Annotated in this window: 18 protein-coding genes; 8 read left to right on the top strand and 10 right to left on the bottom strand. The window is 69.2% G+C overall.

Translation table 11 applies throughout. The features are described 5' to 3' along the window. Window position 1 precedes the first annotated feature (1 nt). Window positions 2–1414 (top strand): SNF2-related protein, encoded by a 1413-nt coding sequence (locus BSY19_RS20655; protein ID WP_069055782.1) that lies wholly within the window; start codon window positions 2–4, stop codon window positions 1412–1414. Between the two features lie 108 nt (window positions 1415–1522). On the opposite strand, the gene malQ is transcribed toward BSY19_RS20655, so the two are convergent. Together malQ and glgB are read right to left on the bottom strand one after the other, a co-directional pair. Beyond that, on the bottom strand, window positions 1523–3586 hold the full coding sequence (malQ, locus tag BSY19_RS20650) for a 4-alpha-glucanotransferase (protein ID WP_069055781.1): 2064 nt from the start codon (window positions 3584–3586) through the stop codon (window positions 1523–1525). Between the two features lie 55 nt (window positions 3587–3641). Beyond that, window positions 3642–5852 carry a 1,4-alpha-glucan branching protein GlgB gene (gene glgB, locus BSY19_RS20645; protein ID WP_069055780.1) on the bottom strand — a complete coding sequence of 737 codons (2211 nt, stop codon included), beginning with the start codon at window positions 5850–5852 and terminating at the stop codon, window positions 3642–3644. Between the two features lie 212 nt (window positions 5853–6064). Here glgB and BSY19_RS20640 point away from each other — a divergent pair, with 212 nt between their 5' ends. Next, the gene (locus tag BSY19_RS20640) at window positions 6065–6364 is read left to right on the top strand and encodes a DUF2934 domain-containing protein (RefSeq protein WP_069055779.1); all 300 of its coding nucleotides are present in this window, start codon (window positions 6065–6067) and stop codon (window positions 6362–6364) included. 122 nt (window positions 6365–6486) lie between these two features. On the opposite strand, the gene glgA is transcribed toward BSY19_RS20640, so the two are convergent. Further along, entirely contained in the window at window positions 6487–8010 is a 1524-nt protein-coding gene (gene glgA, locus BSY19_RS20635) for a glycogen synthase GlgA (RefSeq protein WP_069055778.1), read from the bottom strand. Between the two features lie 220 nt (window positions 8011–8230). Between glgA and glgX (BSY19_RS20630) the strand changes: the two genes are divergently transcribed. Then, entirely contained in the window at window positions 8231–10318 is a 2088-nt protein-coding gene (gene glgX, locus BSY19_RS20630; protein ID WP_069055777.1) for a glycogen debranching protein GlgX, read from the top strand. 9 nt (window positions 10319–10327) lie between these two features. On the opposite strand, the gene BSY19_RS20625 is transcribed toward glgX (BSY19_RS20630), so the two are convergent. The 4 genes from BSY19_RS20625 to BSY19_RS20610 form a co-directional block, all read right to left on the bottom strand. After that, window positions 10328–10801, bottom strand: coding sequence for a hypothetical protein (locus BSY19_RS20625; RefSeq protein ID WP_069055776.1), 474 nt, complete (start codon window positions 10799–10801; stop codon window positions 10328–10330). Window positions 10802–10820: 19 nt separating this feature from the next. Further along, on the bottom strand, window positions 10821–12911 hold the full coding sequence (gene glgX, locus BSY19_RS20620; protein WP_335622309.1) for a glycogen debranching protein GlgX: 2091 nt from the start codon (window positions 12909–12911) through the stop codon (window positions 10821–10823). Further along, entirely contained in the window at window positions 12818–15295 is a 2478-nt protein-coding gene (locus tag BSY19_RS20615; RefSeq protein WP_069055775.1) for a glycogen/starch/alpha-glucan phosphorylase, read from the bottom strand. Before BSY19_RS20615 ends, glgX (BSY19_RS20620) begins: the two co-directional genes overlap by 94 nt. A 97-nt stretch (window positions 15296–15392) precedes the next feature. Continuing rightward, on the bottom strand, window positions 15393–15572 hold the full coding sequence (locus BSY19_RS20610) for a hypothetical protein (RefSeq protein WP_069055774.1): 180 nt from the start codon (window positions 15570–15572) through the stop codon (window positions 15393–15395). Window positions 15573–15736: 164 nt separating this feature from the next. Between BSY19_RS20610 and BSY19_RS20605 the strand changes: the two genes are divergently transcribed. From BSY19_RS20605 to BSY19_RS20595, 3 genes are all read left to right on the top strand, one after another. Continuing rightward, window positions 15737–16951, top strand: coding sequence for a putative DNA modification/repair radical SAM protein (locus BSY19_RS20605; protein WP_069055773.1), 1215 nt, complete (start codon window positions 15737–15739; stop codon window positions 16949–16951). A gap of 8 nt (window positions 16952–16959) precedes the next feature. Further along, window positions 16960–18429 carry a UdgX family uracil-DNA binding protein gene (locus tag BSY19_RS20600; RefSeq protein WP_069055772.1) on the top strand — a complete coding sequence of 490 codons (1470 nt, stop codon included), beginning with the start codon at window positions 16960–16962 and terminating at the stop codon, window positions 18427–18429. Window positions 18430–18618: 189 nt separating this feature from the next. Then, complete coding sequence (locus BSY19_RS20595) at window positions 18619–19380, top strand: SDR family NAD(P)-dependent oxidoreductase (RefSeq protein WP_069055771.1); 762 nt, start codon at window positions 18619–18621, stop codon at window positions 19378–19380. 43 nt (window positions 19381–19423) lie between these two features. Here the strand turns inward: BSY19_RS20595 and puuE are convergent, their stop codons facing one another. Both puuE and uraH read right to left on the bottom strand, forming a co-directional pair. Then, window positions 19424–20842 (bottom strand): allantoinase PuuE, encoded by a 1419-nt coding sequence (gene puuE, locus BSY19_RS20590; protein WP_069055770.1) that lies wholly within the window; start codon window positions 20840–20842, stop codon window positions 19424–19426. Window positions 20843–20998: 156 nt separating this feature from the next. Next, the gene (gene uraH / locus BSY19_RS20585) at window positions 20999–21352 is read right to left on the bottom strand and encodes a hydroxyisourate hydrolase (protein ID WP_069055769.1); all 354 of its coding nucleotides are present in this window, start codon (window positions 21350–21352) and stop codon (window positions 20999–21001) included. A gap of 129 nt (window positions 21353–21481) precedes the next feature. Between uraH and BSY19_RS20580 the strand changes: the two genes are divergently transcribed. Both BSY19_RS20580 and BSY19_RS20575 read left to right on the top strand, forming a co-directional pair. Beyond that, window positions 21482–22717 carry a urate hydroxylase PuuD gene (locus tag BSY19_RS20580; protein WP_069055768.1) on the top strand — a complete coding sequence of 412 codons (1236 nt, stop codon included), beginning with the start codon at window positions 21482–21484 and terminating at the stop codon, window positions 22715–22717. 236 nt (window positions 22718–22953) lie between these two features. Then, window positions 22954–25407: a YfhO family protein gene (locus BSY19_RS20575; protein ID WP_069055767.1), complete on the top strand. Its 2454-nt coding sequence runs from the start codon at window positions 22954–22956 to the stop codon at window positions 25405–25407. Between the two features lie 22 nt (window positions 25408–25429). Here BSY19_RS20575 and BSY19_RS20570 read toward each other — a convergent pair whose 3' ends face one another. Beyond that, complete coding sequence (locus BSY19_RS20570) at window positions 25430–25858, bottom strand: GlcG/HbpS family heme-binding protein (protein ID WP_069055766.1); 429 nt, start codon at window positions 25856–25858, stop codon at window positions 25430–25432. Between the last annotated feature and the right edge of the window lie 6 nt (window positions 25859–25864).

Raw genomic sequence — 25864 nt, 5'->3', positions numbered from 1 at the left:
GATGACGGACGCGGAGCGGCTGATGGTGCCCCATGACCACCAGCGCGTCGCCTGCGCGGCGATCCTCGCAGCGCGCGCAGGCGGAGCGCCCGGTTTCCTGCTCGGCGACCTCACGGGCCTCGGCAAGACGCTCTCGGCCTGGCTCGCACTCTCGGTGATGCCGGAGGACGAGATTCTGGTGATCTGCCCCAAGGGCGCGATCCCGCAATGGCGGCGCACCATGGCGCTGTCGGGCCTGCCGGCGAAGCGCGTCACGCTGATGAACTTCGAGAAGACGAAGTCGCTGCTGGCGCCGCCGCCGGATTCGAAGAAGCGCTCGGTGCGGGCGAAGAACAACGAGCTCGCCAAGCTCGGCGTCCCCAGGCGGATCTGGCCGCTGGTCGTGATCGACGAGGCGCATCGCATCCGCAACCCCAACTCGCAGCAGGGGCTGGTCTGCCGGCAGATGGCGGCCGCCGCCTCCTTCACGATCTATATGAGTGCGACCGCCGGCCAGTCGCCGCACGAGCTGTCCTATCTCGGGCCGCTGCTGGCGCGCGCCGCCGACATGCCGAGCGCCGATCTCGATGGTTTCCGCCAGCTGATGAAGCGGCTGAAGATGGGCAGGGCGAGGGGGCGCTGGAAGAACTGGAGCTGGGAGCCCAACGAGGCCGACCGCGCCCGGATGGCGGGCCTGCTCTATCGCGGCCCGCGCGCGATCGGGCTGCGGCGCCGGCCGGAGGAGATTGCGGGCTGGCCGGAGGTGCAGCGTGAACTCGCCCCCGTCGCCTTGGATGCCGCCGCGCGCAAGCTCTACGAGGCGACCTGGCGGGAGTTCCGCAAAGAGCTCGGCTTGGCCGGCGGGTCGACGCGCAAGCCGCAGGGCTGGGCGGCCGATCTGCGCTTCCGCCAGAAGGCGAGCCTGCTGCGCATCCAAGGCACGGTCGACTTCTGCGATGATTTGCTCGGCAATGACGAGCAGGTGGCAGTCTCCGTCGCCTTCCTCGAGACCAGTGCGATGCTGGCCGATGCGCTGCGGGGGCGCGGCTGGCGCGTGGGCGAGATCAATGGCGAGCGCAGCGGCCTGCAGAACGAGGAGACGCGGCTGTCCTTCCAGACCGGGCAGCTCGACGCCGTCATCTTCACCGTCACCGAGTCGATCTCGCTGCATCGCGGCGAGATGCCGGGCGGCGAGCGCGAACGCTCGCTGGTGATCCACGACATGCGCCACAGCGCGATCCAGCTTCAGCAGATCGAGGGACGCTGCCACCGCGACGGCCAGCACGCGACGATCTTCTACGCCTATGCCGAGGACACGGTGGAGGAGGCGGTGGCGGGCACGGTGATCGCGCGCATGGCGGCGATGGAGGGGCTGGCGGGCGACGACACCCGGCTGCTCGAGGCGATCGCGGAGATCGTGGAGGGGAGGAGCTAACCCCGTCATTGCGAGCGCAGCGAAGCCATCCAGGAGGACCGGGTCGAACGGTCTGCCCAGTCCTTCTGGATTGCTTCGTCGCTGCGCTCCTCGCAATGACGGGGCTGTTCAGCCCTCCGAACGCGGCGGCCCGAGGTCCGCGAGGCGCCGCCTGACGCGCTCGTCGTCGAGCAGCGAGGCGGCGTCGCCATCGAGCCGGTGGCGCCAGTTCGGTTTTTCGGTCGTGGTGCCCGGCACATTCGGCTGGGTGCGGATGCCCAGCGCATCCTCGATCGGCAGCAGCTTCAGCGTGCAGGCCGTGCGGGCGATGAAGCGGATCGCGGCGTCGACGACCGGGTCGGTCTCCTCTGGAGCCGGGCGCTCGCCCTCGACCAGCCCGGCCTGCTGGAAGGCGCCCCAGAGCACGCCGCGATCCCAGGCGCGAATGCCCTGGTGATCGACGCCGTCGTCGCTGGGCTCGAGATCGGCCCCGGCCCACCAGCCGGCGGTGGGGATGAGATCATGCGTCGTGGTGAGGGCGGCGGCGCCGGCATCCCAATGCTCCGGCGCGATATAGCCGTGATCGCTCTTCTCGAAGCGCAGCACGCGCAGCCCGGCCACGCCCTGCCGGCGCAGATCGTCGCGGAAGCCGTCGGGCAGGGTGCCGAGATCCTCGCCGATGACGATGGCGCTGTGGCGCCAGGATTCGAGCGCGACGAGCCGGAACAGGGTCTCGGAGGGAAAGGCGACATAGGCGCCCTCCATCGCGGACGCCCCCTCCGGCACCAGCCAGAGCCGGCTGAGTCCCATGACATGGTCGATGCGGATGCCGCCGACATGGCGAAGGCTCGCCCGCAGGGTCTCGATGAAGGGGGCAAAGCCCGAGGCCGCCAGCCCCCGCGGCGAGAAGGTCGTCAGGCCCCAGCTCTGCCCCTCGGCGGCATAATAGTCGGGCGGGGCGCCGACGCTGAGCCCGCCGAGGACTTCATGCTGCCGGCTCCAGGCATGGCTGCCCGAGGCGTCCATGCCGATGGCGAGATCGGCGATGAGCCCGACCTTCATGCCCGCCTCGCGGCAGGCCCGCTGGGCGGCGCCATAGGAGGAGCCGGTGAGCCATTGCAGGAAGATCTGGTAGTCGACCTCCGCGGCGTGCGCGGCCGCGAAGGCTGCGACCGCCGGCCCGTCGGGGTCGCGGAACGGGGCGTCCCAGTCCCGCCAGCGCCAGGCCTGTGGGTCCCGACGCAACTCGGCAGCGTGCAGCACCTCGAAGACGGCGTGGGAGCGCAGCAGCGGCGACGCCTCCGCCAGCGCCCGGTCCAGCGCCTCGCGGGCCGGGCCGCCGCTGCCGTCGGCTGCGCGCAGCGTCTCGAACAGGGCCCGTAGCAGGCGCTGGCGCAGCCGCGTGGCGGCCGGCCAGTCGATCTGGCGGAGCGTCGAGAGCCGGTCCATCTCCTCGCCCAGGCCCTCGCGCGCGATGATCTCGCGCAGCAGCGTCTCCGGCAGGACGGCGGCCGGGTCGGCGTGCAGCGGGTTGTAGAAGAGGCGTGTCGAGGGCGAATAGGGGCTGAAATGCTCGGGCGAGGCGCCATAGAGCGCATGGACCGGGCTGATCGCCAGTGCATCGGCCCCGCGCGCGGCAGCCGCCCGTCCAAGCGCGGTCACGCCGGCGAAATGGCCGATGCCGCCATCGTCCGGTGACCGCAGCGAATAGAGCTGCGCGGTCAGGCCGAAGCCCGGGGCGCCGCCGTTCAGATCGGCAAAGGTGATGCAGCGTTCGGGTGCGGTCGCGATGGTGAAATCGCCGTCGTCGAGATGGACGGTGTGGTAGCCCGGCCGGTCGAAGGCCGGCAGGGTGAGCGAGCCGTCATAGCCCTCTTCGGAGCGCAGGGTGCGGCGCGTCCCGCCATCGAGGGTGAGCTCGACCGGGCTTCCCGCCTGGGCTGCGATCGGCAGCACGACCGGCTGGCCGGTGCGGGCGGTGGTGAAGCGGGACTGGGCGGAGAGGTTCGCGCCGGCCTCGACGGTCGCCAGCGACTGGCGCAAATCCGCATCGGTCCCGGCCGGCAGGCCGAGCGCCTGCAGGATGACGCGCAGGCTCTGGGCGGAGACCTCGCGCTCCGTCCCGGTCTGCTCGGTCCAGCGCGGCGCGATGCCGGCCTTGACGGCGAGCTGGCGCAGGATGTCGTCGCTCATGCAGGGCTCCGCGGGCGGGTTGGATCGGCCATGATGGCGGTGGACGGCCGGGAGGTCATGCGCCCTCCACGCCGTGAGCGTCATGCTCCAGCACCAGAAGCCCGAGCGGCGGCAGCAGCAGCGACAGGCTCTGCGGGTGGCCATGGGCCGCGACGCCGTGTGTCTCCACTGCGCCGCCATTGCCGAGGTTCGAGCCGCCATAGATCTGGGCGTCGCTGTTCAGCCACTCGCGCCAGAGCCCGGCATGCGGCACGCCGATGCGATAGTCGTGGCGGGGCACCGGCGTCATGTTGGCGACGACGAGGACCTCGGCGGCGCCGGGACGGCTGGCGCGGCTGAAGGCAAAGACGGCGTTGGCCCTGTCGTCGGCGACGATCCAGGCGAAACCCTCGGGCTGGTGGTCGAGCCGGTGCAGGGCCGGCGTCGCGCGGTAGAGCGCGTTGAGGTCGCGCACCAGCTTCGAGGCGCCCTGCCGGCGCTCGTCGAAGGGATGCGGCCAGGGGAAGGGGGCGTCGACGGACCATTCGTCCTGCGCGCCGAACTCGCAGCCCATGAAGAGCAGCTTCTTGCCCGGATGGGTCCACATCATCGCCAGATAGAGCCGCAGATTGGCGAAGCGCTGCCAGTCGTCGCCCGGCATGCGCGCGAGCAGCGAGCCCTTTCCGTGCACGACCTCGTCGTGGGAGATCGGCAGCACGAAGTTTTCCGAGAAGGCGTAGACGAGGCCGAAGGTGACGTCGTCGCCGTGATAGCCGCGATGGACGGGATCATGGGCAATGTAGCGCAGCGTGTCGTGCATCCAGCCCATGTTCCATTTGAAATGGAAGCCCAGCCCGCCATGGTGGACCGGCCGCGTCACGCCCGGCCAGGCCGTCGATTCCTCGGCGATGGTGACGGCGCCCCGGCCGCGCGCGCCGACCAGCGTGTTGAGCTCCTGGAAGAAGCTGACCGCCTCGAGATTCTCGCGGCCGCCGAGATGGTTGGGCACCCATTCGCCCGGCTTGCGGCTGTAGTCACGATAGAGCATCGAGGCGACCGCATCGACGCGCAGGCCGTCGAGGTGGAAGGTCTCGATCCAGAACAGGGCCGACGCGATCAGGAAGCCGCGGACCTCGCTGCGCCCGACATTGTAGATCAGCGTGTTCCAGTCGATGTGGAAGCCCTGGCGCGGATCCTCATGCTCATAGAGCGCCGTGCCGTCGAAGCGGGCGAGCCCGTGCTCGTCGGAGGGGAAATGCGCCGGCACCCAGTCGAGGATCACGCCGATGCCGGCGGCGTGGCAGCGGTCGACGAAGCGGGCGAAGGCCTCGGGGGGCCCGAGCCGCGCGGTCGGCGCGAAGAGGGCGAGCGGCTGGTAGCCCCAGGAGCCGCCGAAGGGATGCTCGGTGATCGGCATCAGCTCGACATGGCTGAAGCCCATATGCTGGAGATAGGGGATCAGGCGCTCGCTGGCCTCGTCCCAGGAGCCCATCTGACCCCATTCCGTGCGCAGCCAGGAGCCGACATGGACCTCGTAGAGGCTCATCGGCGCCGTCATCGGGTCGGCGGTTTCGCGCGCCTTCAGCCAGTCGGAATCGGTCCAGGCGAAGGCGGGCGCTTCGGCGACGACCGAGCCGGTGCGCGGCGGCAGTTCCGTGCGCCGGGCGAGCGGGTCCGCCTTCCAGGGCAGGGCCTCGCCCGTGCCCGAGACCAGCGCATATTTGTAGACGGCGCCCGCCTCGACGCCGGGGATGAACAGCTCCCAGATGCCGGCCTCCAGGCGGCGGCGCATCGGGTGGCGGGAGGCGTTCCAGCCGTTGAAATCGCCGACCACCGCGACATGGGCGGCGTTGGGCGCCCAGAGCGCAAAGAGCACGCCGGCGACGCCGTCGATCTCGCGCAGATTGGCGCCGAGCCGCGTCGCGAGATCGAAATGGCGCCCCTCGGCGGCAAGGTGGAGATCGTCGTCGGAGAGCAGCAGGCCGAAGCTGTAGGGGTCTGCCGTCTCGGTGATGCCGCCCGGCCAGGCGGTGCGGATGCGATAGGGGCCGTCGGTCGGGCAGGGCGCCTCATGGAGGCCGCCGCCCGCGTCGATCATCGGCACGGCGCGCCGCGTCTCGCCCTCGCCGGTCACGAGTTCGACATAGTTCGCGCCCGGGAGAAAGGCGCGCACCAGAGCGACATCCTCGACGATATGGCGGCCGAGGACGGCAAAGGGGTCCGGGTGGCGCCCGGCGACGAGCGCATCGATGTCGCGTGCCGGGAGGCGGGGCAGTCTGAGCGGCATCGGTCGCGTCATTCGGTCGGGCTCCAGCGCGAATGCGACTCCACCTGCGGTGGGGAATCGTCGATGATGCAACGCAGCGAAGCCCGCCCGCGTTCCGCGCCACGGCCTGCATTCTCCGGCGATTCCCGAAGCCCTCCAAGAGGCTCTGGAACCATCGGCATCCGGTCCGGTTGTCGCACAGCAATGCTGGCATGTGAGAGGGAGGATGCCGAATGAGCCGGGAGCAGACCATCCGCGACGTGGCCTATGCGATCTGGGAGGCGGAGGGCAAGCCCCAGGGCCGCGACGCCCAGCACTGGCGGATGGCGGAGGAGCGGGTCGCCGCCAGCGCCGACAAGAACGCGGGCGTCAAGGCGAAGGCGCCAACCCAGCGTGCCGCGAAACCCGCCGCTCCCGCCAAGGGCAAGGCCGTGGCCGAGAAGCCGGCCGAGGTGGCTCCGGCCAAGGCTGCGCCCAAGAGCCCGGCCAAGGCCGCGGCTGCGAAGGCAAAGCCCGCCGCGTCGAAGAGATAGGATCGGCGCCGTCATCATGCAGAGCCGGCCGTCCGTGGACGCGCTGGCTGTCGCCTTTGCGTGAGTCCGCTGGCGGGCCGAACGGCCCGAGCCCGAAGCGAGGCCCTGCTGGCCGACCGCGATCAGCTGGCGAGAGCCCTCGCATAGACATCGGCGTAGCGGTTCGTCGGCCGGCTCCAGTCGAAGCGCTTGGCCATGGCGTGCTGGCGCATCTGCAGGAAGGCCGCCTTGGAGCGGAAGGCGTCGAAGGCGCGGGTCACAGCGGAGGACAGGCCGGCCCCCGTCAGCGAGGAGAACAGGAAGCCCGACTGTCCGTCCTCGATCGTGTCGACCAGCCCGCCGGTGCGGTAGGCGATCGGCAGCGCGCCCGAGCGCTGGGCGTACATCTGGCTCAACCCGCAGGGCTCGAACCGCGAGGGCATCAGCAGGAAGTCGCTGGCGGCGAAGATGCGCCGTGCCTCGGCATCGTCGAAGCCGATGCGCGCGGCGACGGAACGCGGATGCTGACGGGCGAGCCGTTCCACCGCCTCCTCCAGTCGCGGCTCGCCGCGGCCGGTGACGACGAGCTGCCCGCCGCGGGCGATGATCGTCTCGGCCGCCTCGATCGAGAGGTCGATTCCCTTCTGGTGGACCAGGCGCGAGATGATCGAGAAGAGCGGGCCGCGCGAGGGCGGCAGGTCGAAACTCTTGCGGATGTCCTCGGCGCTGCGGCGCTTCCACTGGCGGACGCCGCGCGTGGCGCCGGGGGCGGGCGGAGCCCAGCTGTCGTCGATGCCGTTGACGATCCCGGTCAGCCGCCCCTCCTGCATGCGCTGCCGGAGCAGGCCATCGAGCCCGCAGCCATGCTCGGCCGTGGTGATCTCGTGGGCATAGGTCTCGCTGACCGTGGTGACGTGGGAGCTGTAGTAGATGCCGCTCTTCAGGAAGGAGATCTTGCCGTGGAACTCGGCGCCGTTGACCGAGAAGGCGAGGTCGGGAATCCCGAGCGCCGTCATTCGGCTGGGCTGGTAGAGGCCCTGATAGGCGAGGTTGTGGATGGTCAGGATCGAGGGCGTGGCGAGCCCCTTCCAGCGCATGTAGCCAGGCGCGAGCGCGGAGGGCCAGTCGTTGACGTGGACGACGTCGGGTTTCCAGTTGGGGTCGGCCTCGCCGGCCGCGATCTCGGCCGCCGCCAGCGAAAGCCGGGCGAAGCGGATGTCGTTGTCGACGAAATCGCCGCCCGAGAAGGGGCCGTAGGGCGAGCCCTCGCGATCATAGAGCTCGTCGCAGAGCACCGCGTAGATGGTGAGCCCGTCCGGCGTCCGGAAACGGCCGAGCGACCAGGGCGGCAGGCTCGCCGTGCGCGGCATTTCGCGGACGATGTCCATGGCGGGGCTGGCGGTGCGGACCTGGCGGAAGCCGGGGAGCAGCACGCGGACGTCGCAGAGGGTGCGCAGCTGTCGCGGCAGGGCGGTCGAGACCTCGCCGAGGCCGCCGGCCTTGATGAAATCGCCCATTTCGGAGGTGACGAAGAGCAGGCGCGTGGTGCCGGGGAGCTTGGCGCCAAGGTCGGGAGCACCGTCCTTCACGGCCGGCGCATAGGTCAGCGCGTGACCCGAGGTGGAGGGGCTGCCGTCGATGCCCGTTTCCTTCAGCGACTCGGCCATTCCGCGTTCCCCAGGCAGTTGTAATCCCCAACGCGTTCGGCGGTACGCTGTTCCCGGTGCAGTGCAAAAATTTCATGCAATTTCGGGGCCGTGCTCCGGAACTCGGCACAGCCAGCCCACGTTAGACGGTCTGCGGCAGGCTCGCGACGAGGATGTGACGGGGTGGGAAGCGGCATGATGCCGCCGGCACCCGTCCGGCCTGATCCGTACAGGGGATCCCATGTCCGACCGCAAGGCCACGCATTTCGACGTCCAGGCGGGCGACAGCACCGATCTGGGAGCCGTCCATGACGGCGAGGGCACCAATTTCGCGATTTTCTCCGCCCATGCCGAGCGTGTGGAGCTGTGCCTGTTCGACGAGAGCGGGACCAGCGAGACGGCGCGGATCACGTTGCCGGACTACACCAACGAGATCTGGCACGGCTATCTGCCGGGGGTGAAGCCCGGCCAGCGCTACGGCTACCGCGTCCATGGCCGCTTCGCGCCCGAGGAGGGGCATCGCTTCAACCCCAACAAGCTGCTGCTCGACCCCTATGCCAGGGAGTATTCCGGCTCGGTCGACTGGAACGACGCCCATTACGGCTATGTCGTCGACGGCGAGGGCGAGAAGGATCTGAGCTTCAGCGAGCTCGACAGCGCGCCCTTCATGCCCAAATGCGTGGTCTGCGACTGGCGCGCCGACCCCAACCCGCCGGCGCGTCCGAACATCCCCTGGGACCGGACGATCTTCTACGAGACCCATGTGCGCGGTTTCACCAAGCTGCATCCGGCCGTGCCGGAGGATCGGCGCGGCACCTTCGACGGGCTCGGCGAGAAGGCGATCGTCGACTACATCAAGAGCCTCGGCGTCACCTCGGTCGAGCTTCTGCCGGTCCATGCCTATCTCGACGACCACCACCTCGCCGCCAGGAACCTGACGAACTACTGGGGCTACAACACGATCGGCTTCTTCGCGCCGATGCAGCGCTACGAGGGCAAGGCGCGCCTCGCGTCCTTCCGCGACATGGTGCGCAAGTTCCACGATGCCGGGCTCGAGGTCATCCTCGACGTGGTCTACAACCACACGGCCGAAGGCAACGAGATGGGGCCGACGCTCTCCTTCAAGGGCATCGACAACTTCGCCTATTACCGGACGATGCCGGACGAGCCGCGCTTCTACATCAACGACACCGGCACCGGGAACACGGTCAACACCAGCCATCCGCGCGTGCTGCAGATGATCCTGGATTCGCTGCGCTACTGGGTCGAGGTCATGGAGGTGGACGGCTTCCGCTTCGATCTCGGCACCATTCTGGGGCGCGAGCCACATGGCTTCGACCCGCGCGGCGGCTTCTTCGACGCGATCGGGCAGGACCCGGTGCTGCGCAAGGTCAAGCTCGTCGGCGAGCCCTGGGACATCGGTCCGGGCGGCTATCAGGTCGGCGGTTTTCCGCCCGGCTGGGGCGAGTGGAACGACAAGTACCGCGACACGACGCGCGCCTACTGGAAGGGCGAGCCCGGCATCGTGCGCGACCTCGCCGCGCGGGTCACCGGCTCGGGCGACATCTACGATCTGCGGGGGCGCCGGCCCTGGGCGGGCGTCAACTTCCTGACCGCCCATGACGGGTTCACGCTCGCCGATCTCGTGTCCTACAACGAGAAGCACAACGCCGCGAATGGCGAGGACAACAAGGACGGCCACGGCCACAACCTGTCCTTCAACTTCGGCGCCGAGGGACCGACCGACGACGAGGGCATCCTCGCCGCCCGCGAGCGCCAGAAGCGCAACCTGCTGGCGACGCTGCTGCTCTCCCATGGCACGCCGATGCTGCTGGCCGGGGACGAGCACGGGCATTCCAACCGCGGCAACAACAACGTCTACTGCCAGGACAACGAGATCGCCTGGATGCGCTGGGAGGAGCTGACCGAGCGCGACCATGCGCTGACCCGCTTCGTCCAGCAGGTGACGCAGCTGCGGGCCGAGCACCCGATCTTCCGGCGCGCCTCCTTCCGCGACGGCTGCGTGCTGCGATGGGTCAATCCGGCGGGCGGCGACCAGCAGGAGGAGCACTGGGATGACGAGGGCCTGCGCGCCATCGGCCTGCTGATGCATATGCCGGATGTCGAACAGGGCGGCGAAGAGGCGCTGATCCTGTTCAACGCCTTCGACGGCGACGTTCCCTTCACGCTCCCGCCGCGGGTGAAACAGGGTTCGTGGTCGGTGGTGCTCGACACAGAGACCGGGCCCGGCTCGGACGAGGGCCGCAAGGGGCTCAAGGCCGATATGGAGCTGACGCTGTCGCCGCGGTCACTGATCGTGCTGATGTGAGCGGTTGACCTACATCAGCTTGATCGCGTTCGAGAGACATGTGGAGTACATGCCGATGAACAGGAACTCCCTGACGGTATAGGTCTTTGCGTTCCATGGAGGCTTGAAGCGCTTATCGTCGCGCCAAGGCTTGGGCTCATCGAGATTGGCCGGCCCGCTCGACAGGGTCCCCGGCAGGACGGAGCGGGTGCAGCCGAGCACCATGGCAGTGCTTTGATTTGGAGAGCATGCCGACGATCCGCGCGGCTGCTGGCCGGCGAAGATGCCGGCCATCTCCTTTCGCGCGGTCGCGAGTAGAGATTGCCGCTGCTTGACGGAATAGCCGAGGCGCTGAAGCTCAGAGTCGAGCGCGCGCCATTCCGCCTGCACATCCTTGGGCGTGCCGCACGGCTGCGCCGGTTGAGCGGCCAGGGGAGTGAGGCCCGATGCCATCGCGAGGAGTCCCGCCAAGGCCAGAGCGACCGGTCGTCTGTGTATGATCATGGGCTCTCCGTTCTCTTGGCTATGTCGATCCGGGATCGGGATCGCCGGGCCTTGCCTCGCCGCGCTGCCACAAGGCGGCGCTCCGTTCCGGCAGGCTCGCCTGCGATGTGTCGGTGGGCGGGAGCAGGCGCCTCCAGCTCTGCCCCGGCAGCGTCAGCGGCATCGCCTCGTGTGAGCGATTGACGGCGATCAGCAGGGAGTCCCCGTCGCCGTTGAGTTCCAGGCAAAGCGCCTCCAGCTGGCCCCAGTCCTCGTCCGCGATCGGCGTCCCATCGGGTTTCAGCCAGCGCGCGTCGGGCGGTTCGCCGGTTCCGCTCAGGAAGGTCGCGGCCGACAGGAGCGGGTGCTCCGCGCGCAACGCCGCGAGCCGGGCCACGAAGGTGGCGAGGTCGCTGTCCGCTCCCGCCCAGTCCAGCCAGAACGCTTCATTGTCCTGGCAATAGGCGTTGTTGTTGCCGTGTTGCGTCCGGCCGAACTCGTCGCCGGCGGTCAGCATCGGCACGCCGCGCGACAAGAACAGTGTCGCCAGCAACGCCCGGAGATCGCGGTGGCGGACTTCCGTGATCGCCGGGTCGTCCGTCGGTCCCTCGGCGCCGTTGTTCCAGCTGTGGTTCTCGCTCTCGCCGTCGCGATTGCCCTCGCCATTGGCGTCGTTGTGCTTGCCCGCATGGGAAACGAGATCCGCCAGGGTGAAGCCGTCATGGGCGGCGACGAAGTTGATGCTCGCCAGCGGCCCGCGATGGCGGGCGGCAAAGAGATCGGCGGAGCCGGCCAGCCGCGTCGCCAGCGCGCCGGCCATTCCCGCGTCGCCCCGCCAGAAGCGGCGAATATCGTCGCGGTAGCGGCCGTTCCATTCGGCGAAGGGCGCGGGGAATTCGCCAAGGCGATAGCCCCCGGGCCCGATGTCCCAGGGCTCGGCGATCAGCAGCGCCTGCGACAGATCGGGGTCCTGCCCGATCGCGGCGAGGAGCGGCGCATCCTGTGAGTAGCCCGTATCCGATCGTCCCATCACCGTGCCGAGATCGAAACGAAAGCCGGCAACGCCGAGGCGGCGCCAGTGCCGCAGCGCGTCCATCGCCATACGGACGACTGGCGCGCGGTCGAGGGCGAGGGTGTGGCCGCAGCCGGTGTCGTTGATCAGTTTGCCGGGATCGTCCGCGGCGTGGCGGTAATAGACGGCGTTGTCGAGCCCGCGCAGGCTGATCGTCGCGCCGAATTCGTCGCTCTCGGCGGTGTGGTTCAGGACGATGTCGAGGATGATGCCGATGCCGGCCTGGGCATAGGTCGCGCAGAGACGGGCGAGATCGGCCTCGCCGCCCGGTGCGAGCCGCGGGTCGAGTGCAACGAAATTGACCGGATTGTAGCCCCAGGCATTGGCGAGACCGAGCGGCGGCAGATGGCGCTCGTCCATCCAGGCCGCGACCGGCATCAGCTCGACATGGCTGACGCCGAGCCCCTGAATGTAATCGAGCACGGCGGGTTCGCAGAGGGCCGCCAGCGTTCCCCTGATGCGCTCCGGCACGACGGGGTGTCGCATCGTGAAGGACTTCACCGCGAGTTCGTAGATGAAGGCCGGAGCCCGGTCCGGTGCTCCCGCTGCGACAGGCTGTGCGCCGCCGACGATGCCGCGCGGCACGACATCGGCCGTGTCGACGCCCTGATGTGCCAGCCGCGGGTCCCAGCGGAACGGCCGGTCGATCCGCGTCGCATAGGGGTCGACGAGGAGCTTCGACGCGTCGAAGCGGTGGCCGCGTTGCGGCTGCCAGGGGCCTTCCGCCCGCAATGCATAGCGCAGGCCCGGGCCGGCGCCCGGCAGCAGGGCGTGATGGATATCGCCGCTGCGGCAGGGCAGGGGCAGGCGGGCGATCTCCGCCTCGCCCGCCTCGTCGAAGAGGCAGAGGTCAATGCGCTCGCCGTGGCGGGAGAAGACGGCGAAGGTCACGCCCGCCTCGCCGGCCACCGCGCCGAGGCGGGCGGGCAGCGGGCAGGCGACCAGCGCAGGTGTCGGCACCTGGCTCAGCCCCCGGCCGTGGCGTCCGGCGAGGTCGGCACGTGCCAGATCCGCTGCGCATATTCGCGGATGGCGCGGTCGGCGCTGAACCAGCCGCAATGGGCGGTGTTGGTCACCGACATGCGCCACCACTTGCCCTGGTCGGCCCAGAGCGAGTCGATGCGGCGCTGGGCCTTGCGGTAGCTCTCGAAATCGTTGAGCACCATGAACCAGTCATTGGCGCGCAGGCCCTCGACGAGGCCGAGATAGCGGTCCCGCTCGCGCGGCGAATAGGCGCCCGACGCCACCGCATCGAGCACGCCTTCGAGATGGGGCGTGGCGGCGATGACCTCGCTCGTCGGGCGGGGACTGCGCTTGGCGGCCTCGACCTCCTCGGCCGTCATGCCGAAGATGACGATGTTGTCGGCGCCGACGCGCTCGCCGATCTCGATATTGGCGCCGTCCAGCGTGCCGATGGTGATCGCGCCGTTGAGGGCGAACTTCATGTTGCCGGTGCCGGACGCCTCCATGCCGGCGGTCGAAATCTGCTCGGACACGTCGGCGGCGGGGATGATGACCTCGGCCGCGCTGACATTGTAGTTTGGCAGGAAGACGACCTTGAGCCGGTCGCGGGTGGTGATGTCGTTGTTCACGACGACGGCGACGTCGTTGATCAGGTTGATGATCGCCTTGGCGGTGCCGTAGTTGGAAGCCGCCTTGCCGGCGAAGATCTTCACCCGTGGCGCCCAGTCGCGATAGGGCTCGGAGCGGATCGCGTCATAGAGCGCGATCGTCTCGAGGATGTTCAGCAGCTGGCGCTTGTATTCATGGATGCGCTTGATCTGGACGTCGAAGATAGCGTCGGGATCGACCGTCACGCCGGTGTCCTGCCGGATGATCTTGGCGAGCTTGAGCTTGTTCTCGCGCCGGATGGCGGCGAGGCGCTGGTGCAGCGCGGCGTCGCCGGTATGGGCCGCGAGGCGACGGATCTGGCCGATATGGTCGGTCATGTCCTCGCCGCAGACCTCCTGCAGCAGCTTCGTCAGGCCCGGATTGGCGCCGAAGAGCCAGCGCCGCGGCGTGATGCCGTTGGTGACGTTGGTGATGCGGCCGGGGAAGATCGCATGCAGCGGTGCGAAGACCGTCTGCTCCATCAGCTTGGAATGCAGCGCCGAGACGCCATTGACCGTGTGCGAGCCGACGAAGGCGAGATGGGCCATGCGCACGCGCCGGCCGTGATGCTCGTCGATCAGCGAGATCGTCGAGAGATCGACGGTCTCGCCGCCGCTGGAGCGCCGGACTTCCTCCAGGAAGCGGGCGTTGATGGCGAAGATGATCTGCATGTGGCGCGGCAACAGCCGCTCCATCAGCGCCACCGGCCAGGTCTCCAGCGCCTCCGGCAGGAGGGTGTGGTTGGTGTAGGAAATGGTGGCGTTGGTGATCGTCCACGCCTCTTCCCAGGGCAGGCCGTGCTCGTCCACGAGCAGGCGCATCAGCTCGGCGACGGCCAGCGAGGGATGGGTGTCGTTGAGCTGGATCGCGACCTTGTCGGCGAGATTGTCGAGCGTGCCGAACTGGCGGTAATGCCGGCGCACCAGATCCTGCAGCGAGGCGGAGGTGAAGAAGAACTCCTGCCGCAACCGCAATTCCTGCCCCGCCGGGGTGGAATCATTGGGGTAGAGCACCTTGGAGATCGCCTCGGCGCGGTTGCGCTCGGCCACGGCGCCGACGATGTCGCCCTGGTTGAAGGCGTCGAGCGAGAGCGGGTGCATCGCGCGCGCGCGCCAGAGACGCAGCGTGGTGGCGTCCCGGCCGCGCCAGCCGACGATCGGCGTGTCGTAGGCGACGGCGAACACCGTCTCCTCCGGCTCCCAGAAGACCTCGCCGGGCTTCTGCGTGGCGGTCAGCGAGCCGCCGAACCCGATCTTGTAGGAGGCCTCGCGGCGCTCGAATTCCCAGGGGTTGCGGAAGGAGAGCCAGTCCTCGGGCACCTCGATCTGCTTGCCGCCGTCGATGCGCTGCTTGAACAGGCCGTGGTCGTAACGGATGCCGTAGCCGAGCGCCGGAACGCCGGTCGAGGCCATCGCCTCGAGATAGCAGGCGGCGAGACGGCCCAGGCCGCCATTGCCGAGCGCCGCATCGGGTTCGATCGACTCGATCGCCGAGAGATCGACGCCGAGTTCGGCCATCGCCTGCGCCATCGGCCCGGTGAGGCCGAGATTGTTGAGCGCGTCGCCGAGCGAGCGGCCGATCAGGAACTCGAGCGAGAGATAATAGACGCGCTTGCGGCCGGTCTCGTAGCTCTCGCGGGTCGAGCGATGCCAGACATCGACGACATGGTCGCGCACCGCCAGAATGCCGGCGGTCAGCCAGTCATGCGGCTGCGCGACCGAGGCATTCTTGCCCAGCGAGTAGGTGAGCTTCCTCAGAATCTCTGCCTTGAGGGCCTCGACCCGTCCGTCGGCATCGGCGGGCTGGGTGGCGGCGGAGGCGGACTCGGTCAAGCGCTGATATCCCGGCTGTTGGACTGGGCCGACTTTCGGAGCAAGCCACCCTCAAGTCCAGACGAAACTGTTGCAGCGCATCATGACGCGTTCGCCCTCACGGGCGGATCGGTGCGGGTTCCCCCCGGGTGTCCTGTCCCAGTTGCTTGGCGCTCGTCACCGCCGATTCGGTTAGGCCGACGACGCTGGCCCAGGCGTTGCGGGTGTAGAGGCCCTGATGGGCGATGGCGTCGTACCCAATCAGGATCACGGCGACGAGCAGCAGAATGCGAAACATCGATCCCTCCCATGTCACCCACCCAACGCCGGCCGCGAGGTCAGGTTCCACCGCACGCCCTGGCGAGGCGGGCCGCGACGATCGGTCTCTGGCGCCGCCGCGCGCCCCGCGTTATCGAGAACGAAGAGGGAACAAAGAGGCGCAACGTGGCACAGCTGACGGTGATGGAGAAGCTCGAGATCCTGAGCGATGCGGCGAAATACGACGCCTCCTGCGCCTCCAGCAGCACGACCAGGCGCAACTCGCTGAAGGGCGGCCTCGGCTCGACCACGGGGTCGGGCATCTGCCACTCCTATGCGCCCGATGGCCGCTGCATCTCGCTGCTCAAGATCCTGCTGACCAATTACTGCAGCTATGACTGCATCTTCTGCATCAATCGCTCGTCGAGCAATGTGAAGCGGGCCCGCTTCACGGTGGAGGAGGTCGTCGACCTCACGTTGAGCTTCTACAAGCGCAACTACATCGAGGGGCTTTTCCTCTCCTCGGGCATCATCCGCTCGCCGGACTACACGATGGCGGAGCTGGTGCGGGTGGCGCAGACGCTGCGCGAGATCCACGGCTTTCGCGGCTATATCCACCTCAAGCTCATTCCCAGCGCCAACGCAGACCTCGTGGCGCAGGCCGGGCTCCATGCCGACCGCGTCTCGATCAATGTCGAACTGCCGACCGAGGTCTCGCTGGAGCGCTTCGCCCCGGAGAAGCGGCCGCGCGAGATCAGCGCCGCCATGGGGGGTCTGAAGCTCCGGATCGAGGAGAGCAAGGCCGAACGGGCGAAGACGCGGCGCGCGCCGGTGTTCTCGCCGGCGGGGCAGAGCACGCAGATGATCGTCGGCGCCGACGGGACGAGCGATGCGACGATCCTGCAGCGCAGCGCGCAGCTCTACGGCTCCTTCGGCCTGAAGCGGGTCTATTACTCCGCCTTCAGTCCGATCCCGGATTCCAGTTCGCAGCTGCCGCTCTCGGAACCGCCGCTGATGCGCGAGCACCGGCTCTACCAGGCCGACTGGCTGACGCGGTTCTACGGCTTCGAGGTCGGCGAGATCCTCGACGACGGCGCCGGCGGCATGCTCGACCTCGCCATCGATCCCAAGCTCGCCTGGGCGCTGCGGCATCGCGCGCGGTTTCCGGTCGACGTCAACCGCGCCGACCGCGAGACGCTGCTGCGCGTGCCGGGGCTCGGCACCAAGAGCGTGGCGCGCATCCTGGAGACGCGCCGCTTTCGCCGCTTGAGGCTGGAGGATGTCGGCAAGATCGCGCGCTCGATGACGACCCTGCGCCATTTCATCGTCGCCGAAGGCTGGCGACCGGGCGCGGTTCTCGACAGCGAGCGGCTGAAGCAGCATCTGGCGCCCAAGCCGCAGCAGCTCGCGCTGCTGTGAGGGCCGCCATGGCGCAGCCTGGCATCCTGGCGCGTCTCGACCACCCGGCCGATTTCGACGGCTGGCGGCGCCACGCGCGCGCACTCGCCCTGGCGGAGGTGGCGCCGGGCCGGATCGACTGGCACATCGGGACGGAAGCGTCCGGGCTCTTCGCCGGGTTGGCCGAGCCGCCGCCGGTCCCGGCCAGCGGGGCCGAGCTTCGGGTGCCGCGGGAGTTCGTCGAACTGGCGCAGGCGGTCGTCTGCCATCGCGATGGCGGCCGCTTCGACCTGCTCTACCGCCTGCTGCTGCGGCTCCAGCGCGAGCCGATGCTGCTTCATGTGATCACCGACGACGAGGTCCATCGCGCCCGGGCGATGGCGAAGGCGGTGCGGCGCGACCTGCACAAGATGACCGCCTTCGTCCGCTTCCGCGAGGTCGTCGGTCCCGATGGCGGGGAGGCCTTCGTCGCCTGGTTCGAGCCCGAGCATCACATCGTCGAGCGCGTCTCGCGCTTCTTCGTCGAGCGTTTCGCGGCGATGCGCTGGTCGATCCTGACGCCGCTGCGCTCGCTCCACTGGGACGGGACGACGCTGCATCTGGGGGAGGGCGCCTCGCGCGCTGACGCGCCCGACGACGACGCGATGGAGGGCTACTGGCGGACCTACTACGCCAACATCTTCAATCCGGCGCGGCTGAAGATCAAAGCCATGAAGGCGGAGATGCCAGAGAAGTACTGGCGCAACCTCCCGGAAGCCGAACTGATCGCGCCGCTGATCGCCGCGGCCGGCAAGAGGGCGCAGGAGATGGTGGCGAAGGCGCCGACCCTGCCGCCGGAGCGGCATCTGCGGCAGATGCAACGCCTGCGGGATGCCGAGCCCGGCTCGACCGACGCGCCCACCTCCTGGGAGCAGGCGCGGGCGGTGGCGAAGGATTGTTCGCGCTGCGGGCTGTGCCAGCAGGCGACGCAGACGGTGTTCGGCGAGGGGCCGCTGGCGGCGCCGGTGATGTTCGTCGGCGAGCAGCCGGGCGATCAGGAGGATCTGGCTGGTCGGCCCTTCGTCGGCCCCGCGGGGCAGGTCTTCGACCGGGTGATGGGCGAGGCCGGGCTCGACCGCAGCCGTGCCTATGTCACCAATGCGGTCAAGCATTTCAAATTCACGGTGCGCTGCAAACGGCGTATCCATGAGCGGCCCCATGCCGGCGAGATCGCGGCCTGTCGCTTCTGGCTCGGGCTGGAGCGGGAGTTCGTGCGGCCGAAGCTGGTGGTGGCGCTGGGTGCCACCGCGCTGCACGCCCTGACCGGCTACACAGGATCGCTGGCCTCGATGCGGGAGCGCGATCTCGCGCTGGAGGACGGCACGGCGCTGCTGGCGACGGTCCATCCCTCCTATCTGCTGCGCCTCCCCGACGAAGACGCGCGCGAACGCGAGACGGCCCGCTTCCGCGCCGATCTGGAGCGCGTCGGGCTGCTGGTGCCGGAGATGCTGGCGGCATAGGGGCACGGGCGTCACCAGGCGGTTGGGCGTCATCGCGAGCGCAGCGAAGCGATCCGGTAGGTCTCGCTCTACGTCCCCCTGGATTGCTTCGTCGCTGCGCTCCTCGCAATGACGACAACGGGTCGAGGGACTGCGATTGACCCGCCGCCCGCCGCAGTGTCCCTTCCTGACAATCAAACGAGGATCGGCATGGGCGAGGATCTGAAGGGCAAGCGCGTGCTGGTGACCGGCGCCTCGTCGGGGCTCGGCGCGCACTTTGTGCGGTGTCTGGCCAGGCAGGGCGCGCAGGTCGTCGCCGCCGCGCGCCGGGTCGAACGGCTGGAGGACCTGGCGCAGGCCTGTGCCACGCTGCCGGGCCAGGTGATGCCGCTCATCCTCGACGTCGCCTCGGTGCCCTCGATCCAGGCGGGCGTAGCGGAGGCGGCGCGGCTGCTCGGCGGGCTCGACGTGCTCGTGAACAATGCCGGCATTGGCGCGACGGAGGCCGCGATCTCCGTCACCGAGGCGCAGTGGGACGCGCAGCTCGACGTCAACCTGAAGGGCTGCTTCTTCGCGGCGCAGGCGGCGGCGCAGGTCATGATCGAAGCGAAGCAGGGCGGGGCGATCGTCAACATCGCCTCGATCCTGGGCGAGCGGGTCATGACCCGCGTCGTGCCCTATGCGGTCTCCAAGGCCGGGCTGATCCAGATGACCAAGGGGCTGGCGCTGGAATGGGCGCGCCATGGCATCCGGGTCAACGCGCTGGCGCCGGGCTACATCGTCACCGACATCAACCGCGATTTCTTCGACAGCGAGGCCGGCGAGGCGCTGACCAAGCGCATCCCGAGCCGCCGCATCGGTGACCCCGCCGATCTCGACGGGCCGCTGCTGCTGCTCTGCTCGGATTCCGGGCGCCACATGACCGGGGCGGTGGTCGCCGTCGATGGCGGGCATCTGGTGAGCGGGTTGTGATCAAAGCCGTCATGCTCGGGCGAAGACCCGAGCATGACGGCTCTCAGCGCATGATCTCCTTCAGCCGCAGCAGCGAGATCCGCTCGACCTGTCCCAGCGCGGTCTCGAACTCGACCTCGGGCGTGCTCTGCAGCCGCGTCTCGAAGGCCTGCAGGATGGCATCCTTGCTGGCGCCGGCCACCGCCATGATGAAGGGGATGCCGAAGCGCGCCTTGTAGGAGTCGTTCAGTTGCGTGAAGCGGGCGCGCTCGCTGGGCGCGAGGCGGTCGAGCCCGGCGGAGGCCTGCTCGCCGATCGATTCTTCCGTCATCTCGCCGGCCGCCGCGAGCTTGCCGGCGAGGTCGGGGTGGCCGAGCAGCAGCGCCTTAAGCTTCTCGCGCGGGGCGGCGCGCATCACCGTCGCCATCGCCGCATGAAGGGTTGCGGCATCGTCATGGGCGGGCGTGATCCCGGCGTCGAAGGTGGCCTCGGCGATCCAGGGCGCATTCTCCCAGATCCGCCCGAAGACCTCGACGAAGAGCGCCTTCGGCACGGCGGACGGGCGGTAGCCGCCGGCCGGCGGGTGGTGGCGGACCCAGTGGCGGGCGATGTCGAGCCGCGTCGCGACCCAGACATCGTCATGGCCTTGCACATGATCGAGGAAGCGCGCCAGCGCAGCCGCCCGGCCCGGCCGGCCGACGAGGCGGCAATGCAGGCCGATCGACATCATCTTCGGCGCGGTCTCGCCCTCGGCATAGAGCAGGTCGAACGAGTCCCTGAGATAGGCGAAGAACTGGTCGCCGCTGTTGAAGCCCTGCGGCGTGGCGAAGCGCATGTCGTTGGCGTCGAGCGTGTAGGGCACGGCGAGCTGCGGCCCCTTCGGTCCGCTCAGCCAATAGGGCAGCTCATCGGCATAGCTGTCGGCGGTGTAGAGGAAGCCGCCTTCGTCCATCATCAGCGGCGTCGTGCGCTCCGAGGAGCGGCCCTGATAGAAGCCGAGCGGGCGCTCGCCGGTGACCTCGCGCTGGATGGCGATGGCCTCGAGGATGTCGGCGCGCTCCTTCTCGGCGGGCATATCGCGGTAGTCGATCCATTTCAGGCCATGGGTGGCGATCTCCCAGCCTGCCTCCTGCATCGAGGACGCGATCTCCGGATAGCGTTTGAGCGCGCTGGCGATGGCAAAGACGGTGACCGGCATGTTCCTCTCGGTGAACATCCGCCAGAGCCGCCAGTAGCCGGCGCGCGAGCCGTATTCGTAGATCGACTCCATGTTCATGTGGCGCTGGCCGGGCCAGGGCGCGGCGCCGACGATCTCGGAGAGGAAGGCCTCGGAGGCCGCGTCCCCGTGCAGGATGTTGTTCTCGCCGCCCTCCTCGTAATTGATCACGAACTGCACGGCGATGCGGGCCTTGCCCGGCCAGCGCGGATGCGGCGGGGTGCGGCCATAGCCTTCGAGATCGCGCGGATAGGCAGGGTCGGTCATGGCGGACGGCGCTCGCAAAGTGATTCAGGTCGGGGTCGTAAGCTGTTGGTGGATAAGCAAGTCGCGTACCGTCATGGCGAGCGGAGCGAAGCCATCCAGGGGCCACCCAGGCTGCAGTTCTGGATTGCTTCGCTGCGCTCGCAATGACGACGGGGCTCAGCTCCCGCGATAGGTCGTGTAGCCATAGGGCGAGCAGTTGAGCGGCACATGCCAGTGCCGGCTGGTGTCGGCGATGCCGAAGCGCACCGTGACGGTCTCGAGGAAGGCGGGCTCGGGCAGGGCGACGCCGCGGCCGCGGAAATAAGGGCCAATCGCGAAGTCGATCTCGTACAGCCCGGGCTGCGTCGCCTCGGGCGTCAGCAGCGGCGCGTCGGTGCGGCCGTCGGCATTGGTCACGGTGGTCGCCAGCGTTTCGGCCCGGCCGTCGGTGATCCGGCGCAGGGTGATCGCCACGCCCGCGGCCGGGACGCCGCCATGGGTGTCGAGGATATGTGTGGTCAGTCCCGCCATGCCCGTCCTTCCTGCTGCGCCTTCGCCGCTCGTGCGGCGCCGCGCTTGCATGCTGCCTTGCGCCAAACGTAACTTCGGCGCGGGCGAAGTCCATCGTCCTGCGCGCCAGATGAGGAGACCACCGCGGCGATGCTCGACGCCTATCTGATGGAATGGGGCGGCATGCTGCTGCGCTGGCTGCATGTGATCACGGCGATCGCCTGGATCGGCTCGTCCTTCTTCTTCATCCATCTCGACGCGTCCTTGCGTCCCGCGGCCGACATCCCGCCGGGCGAGGGCGGGCGGGCGTGGCAGGTGCATGGCGGCGGCTTCTACGAGATGCGCAAATACCTGGTCGCGCCCGCCGTAATGCCGGCCGAGCTGACCTGGCACAAATGGCAGGCCTACTGGACCTGGATCTCGGGCTTCTTCCTGCTGGTCTGGGTCTATTACGCGCAGTCCGAGCTCTACCTGATCGACCCGGCGGTGATGCAGCTCTCGCCGCTCGCCGCCGGCGCCCTCGGCATCGCGGCGCTGGTCTTCGGCTGGCTGTTCTACGACTGGCTCTGCCGCTCGCCGCTCGGGCGCAACGACGTCGTGCTCGGCGTGCTCGGTTTTTCCTATGTGGTCGCGGCGAGCTGGGCGTTTGCCTCGGTCTTCTCCGGGCGCGGCGCGCTGATCCATACCGGCGCGCTGATGGCGACGATCATGACCGCCAATGTCTTCTTCAACATCATGCCCGGCCAGCGGAAGGTCATCGCGGCGCTGACCGCCGGCGAGAAGCCGGACCCGAAATACGGCAAGGCGGCCAAGCAGCGCTCGCTGCACAACAACTACATCACCCTGCCGGTGCTGTTCCTGATGCTGTCGAACCACTATCCGGTCACCTATGCCAATTCGGCGGTGATCCCGGTGCTGGTGGCGCTCATCATCGTGGCGGGCGCGCTGATCCGGCATTTCTTCAACATCCGCCATGCCGACCATGCGAAATCGCCGTGGTGGACCTGGGTGGTCGCGCTGGTGGCGCTCTGGCTCGCCTTCTGGGTGGCGATGGCGTCCTCGCCGGGCGGGCGCGAGCGGCTGGGCCTCACGCCACTGCCGGCGGCCAAGCCGGTCATGCTCGCCGGCCTGCAGCCACCGCCCGAGGCCGTCGCCAACATCGTCACCGGGCGCTGCGCGATGTGCCATGCGCCCGAGCCGACCTGGCCCGGCATCCAGATTCCGCCCAAGGGCGTCCTGCTGCACGAGCCGGAGACGATCGCGGCCCATGCCCGCGCGATCCGCGTCCAGGCCGTGATGACCCATGCGATGCCGCCCAACAACCTCTCGGGGATGACGGCCGACGAGCGGCGCGTGCTGGCGCAATGGCTGGCGCAGGGGCGCTGATTCGCACCGAGCCGGCCCACGTCGCCAACCCCGGTCACAAATCCCTTACGCTGCGGAAGATCGTGATCACGGCTGCGTGATTTCATTCAGTTTCAGTTCACCTCGCTGGGGGCATGGTCCGGCCACTGACAGGCTGGACTGTGGTTCCCGATCCGGGTGCCTCCGGCATGAAGATGGGACCGGGGGGTCCGTTGGACGCGCATTCGAGAAGGGTCGCCGGCTACGGGTTGGCGGCCATGGCCTTCATCTGTGTCTGGGCGGTGCTGTGCTGGCCCTGGCTTTCGGGCGCGGTCACCATCCCGTTCGATGCCAAGGCGCATTTTCAGGCGCAGATCCAGTTCCTGGCGCGGGCGCTCCATTCGGGTCAGTCCCCGTTCTGGACGCACAACGTCTTCGGCGGCTCGCCGCAGGTGGCGGACCCGCAGTCGCTGATCTTCTCCCCCGCCATCCTTCTCGCGGCGCTCGTTCCCTCGCCGAGCTTCCGCGCCGTCGACGCCTATGTGCTCGCCCATCTGCTGGCGGGCGGGCTCGCCCTGATGATGTTCTTCCGCGACCGCAACTGGCATCCCGCCGGGGCGGTGCTGGCGGCGATGGTCTTCGCCTTCGGCGCCTCGGCGGCCTGGCGCGTCCAGCATGTCGGCCAGATCGCCAGCCTCGCCTTCTTCGCCATCGCCTTCTGGCTGACGGCGCGGATGCTGCAGCAAAACTCGCTGCTGGCGGGCGCCTTCGCCGGCTTTGCGGCCGGGCTGATGGTGCTGGAGCCCGACCAGGTGGCGCTGCTGGGCGCCTACATCCTCGTTGGCATGGTGGCCGGGCACTGGCTCTCGGGCGGCTTCGGCGCGATCCGCCGCAGCCTCGCGCCGATTGGGCTGGCCTGCCTCGTCGGCGGCGCGACGATCGTGCTGCCGCTGCTCTGGACCTGGCTCTTCGCCGAGGCGACGACGCGCCCCGCGATCGACCTCGTCGAGGCCGGACGCGGCTCGCTGCACCCGGCCTCGCTGCTGACCGCCTTCTTCGGCGATCTCTTCGGCGCGCAGGACCCTTCGGTGGAATTCTGGGGCCCCTACAACAACCCGAACTGGGCCAAGGAGCTCTACCTCTCCCAGAACATGGGGCAGGTCTATTTCGGCGCGCTGCCGCTTCTGCTGCTGATCGCGCCGGGGCTGACGCGCGGCTGGCTGTTCGATCGGGCGGTGCGGCCGCTGACCGTGCTGTTCGGGCTGATGGTGCTGTTCGCGCTCGGCCGCTACACGCCGGTCTTCGACCTCGCCTATGACTATCTGCCGGGCGTGAAGGTGTTCCGCCGCCCGGCGGACGCGACCTTCCTCGTCGGGGCGCTCGGCGCGCTCTTGTCGGGCTATGTGCTGCACCGGATCGTCACCGCCGGGCCGGAGATTTCCTTCCGCCGCGACCTCGCGATCGGCGCAGCCGTCGTGCTGGTCGTGGCCGGTGTCGCGCTGGCCGTCTCGCAGGGTGAGGGGCATCTGCGCGATGCGCTGCGCCCCGTCGCCATCGCGCTCGCCTGGTTCGTCGCCGCAGCCTGCCTCGTCCTGTTCCTGCGGCAGCCGCGCGCGACGCTCGGTCCCGTGCTGGCGACGCTCGTCGTCGCCGGGGTGATGGCGGCCGATCTCGGCGCCAACAACGGCCCCAACGAGTCGACGGCGCTGCCGCCGCGGCTCTACGACGTGCTGCGCCCCGAGACCGGCAACGAGACCATCGCCCTGCTCAAGCGGCTGACCGTGCAGCCGGCCGGCTCGCCGCGGCGCGACCGGGTCGAGTTGCTGGGGCTCGGCTTCGAGTGGCCCAATGCGAGCCTCGTCCACGGGCTCGATCATACGCTCGGCTACAACCCGCTGCGGCTGGCCGATTTTTCGGATGCGGTCGGCACGCGCGATGGCGTCGCCTCGCCCTCGGAGCGCAAGTTCACGCCGCTCTTCCCGTCCTATCGCTGCCGCCTCGCCAATCTGCTGGGCCTTCGCTACATCGCCTCGCCGCTGCCGATCGAGCAGGTCGATCACGCGCTGCGCGACGGCGATCTCCGGCTGATCGCGCGGACCAAGGAAGGCTATATCTACGAGAATCCGCGGGCGCTGCCGCGGGTGCAGTTCGTCGGCGGCTGGGAGCTGGCCGATTTCGACGCGATGAAGCAGAGCGGGCGCTGGCCCGAGGTCGATCCGCAGCAGGCCGTCCTGCTCGAGACCGAGCCGCCGGTCGCCGTGACCGAGGGGCCGGCTCAGGCTCGGGCCGCGGTCACGGTGCGGCGCTACGAGAACACCGAGGTCGAGATCGAGGTCACGAGTTCTGCGGCGGGCTTCGTGGTCTTGAACGACACCTATCACCCCTGGTGGCGGGCTGAGGTCGACGGCGTCGAGACCGAGATCCTGAAGGCCAATGTCCTGTTCCGGGCGGTCCAGGTGCCGGCCGGGACGCACAAGGTGCGCTTCAGCTTCCGGCCGATCGAGGGCGCCTTCGCGGAGCTGCGCGAGCGCGTCAGCCCGGCCCCGGCGGAGGAGGGCGAGGAGTTCCTGCCGCTGCCGCCTTTGAAGGACGAGCCGCTCGTCGCCGATGGCAATTCGCTGCTGCCCTCGCTGCTCTCGGGCCCCTCCCGGCAGGTGCGCGAGTCGCTGGGCCTCGGCCCCGCGGCGCCGGTTGCGGGCCGCGAGGCGGTGTCGTCGGCGCTGGCCCACTGATCCGGGCCGTGTCGGCGCCTGCTCAGGCGCCGGTGTCGCCGACGAGGCCCGCGGCGGCGATGCCCGCGAGCGCCGCGGCCTCGTCATTGTCCGAGGTGTCGCCCGAGATGCCGATCGCGCCCAGCAGCGCCCCGCCTGCATCGCGAATCAAGACGCCGCCGGGAACCGGCACGAGCGAGCCGCCGACGGCGTGGGTCGCCGCCTCGACGAAATAGGGGCGCTCCAGCGCCATCTTGTGCAGGGCGCGCGAGCCGACGCCCATGGCCACCGCGCCATGGGCCTTGCCGATGGCGATCTCGCAGCGCTTCAGGCTGGTGCCATCCTGCGCGGCGACGAGCTTATGCGCGCCGCGGGCATCGAGGATGGCGATGGCCAGCGGTTTGAATCCGGCGCCCTGGGCATGGGCGAGGGCGGTGGCCAGGATCGTCTGGGCCTGGGCGAGGGTCAGCATCGGGAA

Source organism: Bosea sp. RAC05 (assembly GCF_001713455.1).
GTDB lineage: Bacteria > Pseudomonadota > Alphaproteobacteria > Rhizobiales > Beijerinckiaceae > Allobosea.
This window is presented reverse-complemented; position numbering and strand designations above follow the sequence as displayed.

Bases quoted from the DNA above. Each gene is read 5' to 3' on its own strand.
- BSY19_RS20655 (WP_069055782.1), top strand. From the start codon at position 2: ATGACGGACGCGGAGCGGCTGATGGTGCCCCATGACCACCAGCGCGTC.
- malQ (WP_069055781.1), bottom strand. From the start codon at position 3,586: ATGAGCGACGACATCCTGCGCCAGCTCGCCGTCAAGGCCGGCATCGCG.
- glgB (WP_069055780.1), bottom strand. From the start codon at position 5,852: ATGCCGCTCAGACTGCCCCGCCTCCCGGCACGCGACATCGATGCGCTC.
- BSY19_RS20640 (WP_069055779.1), top strand. From the start codon at position 6,065: ATGAGCCGGGAGCAGACCATCCGCGACGTGGCCTATGCGATCTGGGAG.
- glgA (WP_069055778.1), bottom strand. From the start codon at position 8,010: ATGGCCGAGTCGCTGAAGGAAACGGGCATCGACGGCAGCCCCTCCACC.
- glgX (WP_069055777.1), top strand. From the start codon at position 8,231: ATGTCCGACCGCAAGGCCACGCATTTCGACGTCCAGGCGGGCGACAGC.
- BSY19_RS20625 (WP_069055776.1), bottom strand. From the start codon at position 10,801: ATGATCATACACAGACGACCGGTCGCTCTGGCCTTGGCGGGACTCCTC.
- BSY19_RS20610 (WP_069055774.1), bottom strand. From the start codon at position 15,572: ATGTTTCGCATTCTGCTGCTCGTCGCCGTGATCCTGATTGGGTACGAC.
- BSY19_RS20605 (WP_069055773.1), top strand. From the start codon at position 15,737: ATGGAGAAGCTCGAGATCCTGAGCGATGCGGCGAAATACGACGCCTCC.
- BSY19_RS20600 (WP_069055772.1), top strand. From the start codon at position 16,960: ATGGCGCAGCCTGGCATCCTGGCGCGTCTCGACCACCCGGCCGATTTC.
- BSY19_RS20595 (WP_069055771.1), top strand. From the start codon at position 18,619: ATGGGCGAGGATCTGAAGGGCAAGCGCGTGCTGGTGACCGGCGCCTCG.
- puuE (WP_069055770.1), bottom strand. From the start codon at position 20,842: ATGACCGACCCTGCCTATCCGCGCGATCTCGAAGGCTATGGCCGCACC.
- uraH (WP_069055769.1), bottom strand. From the start codon at position 21,352: ATGGCGGGACTGACCACACATATCCTCGACACCCATGGCGGCGTCCCG.
- BSY19_RS20580 (WP_069055768.1), top strand. From the start codon at position 21,482: ATGCTCGACGCCTATCTGATGGAATGGGGCGGCATGCTGCTGCGCTGG.
- BSY19_RS20575 (WP_069055767.1), top strand. From the start codon at position 22,954: ATGGCCTTCATCTGTGTCTGGGCGGTGCTGTGCTGGCCCTGGCTTTCG.
- BSY19_RS20570 (WP_069055766.1), bottom strand. From the start codon at position 25,858: ATGCTGACCCTCGCCCAGGCCCAGACGATCCTGGCCACCGCCCTCGCC.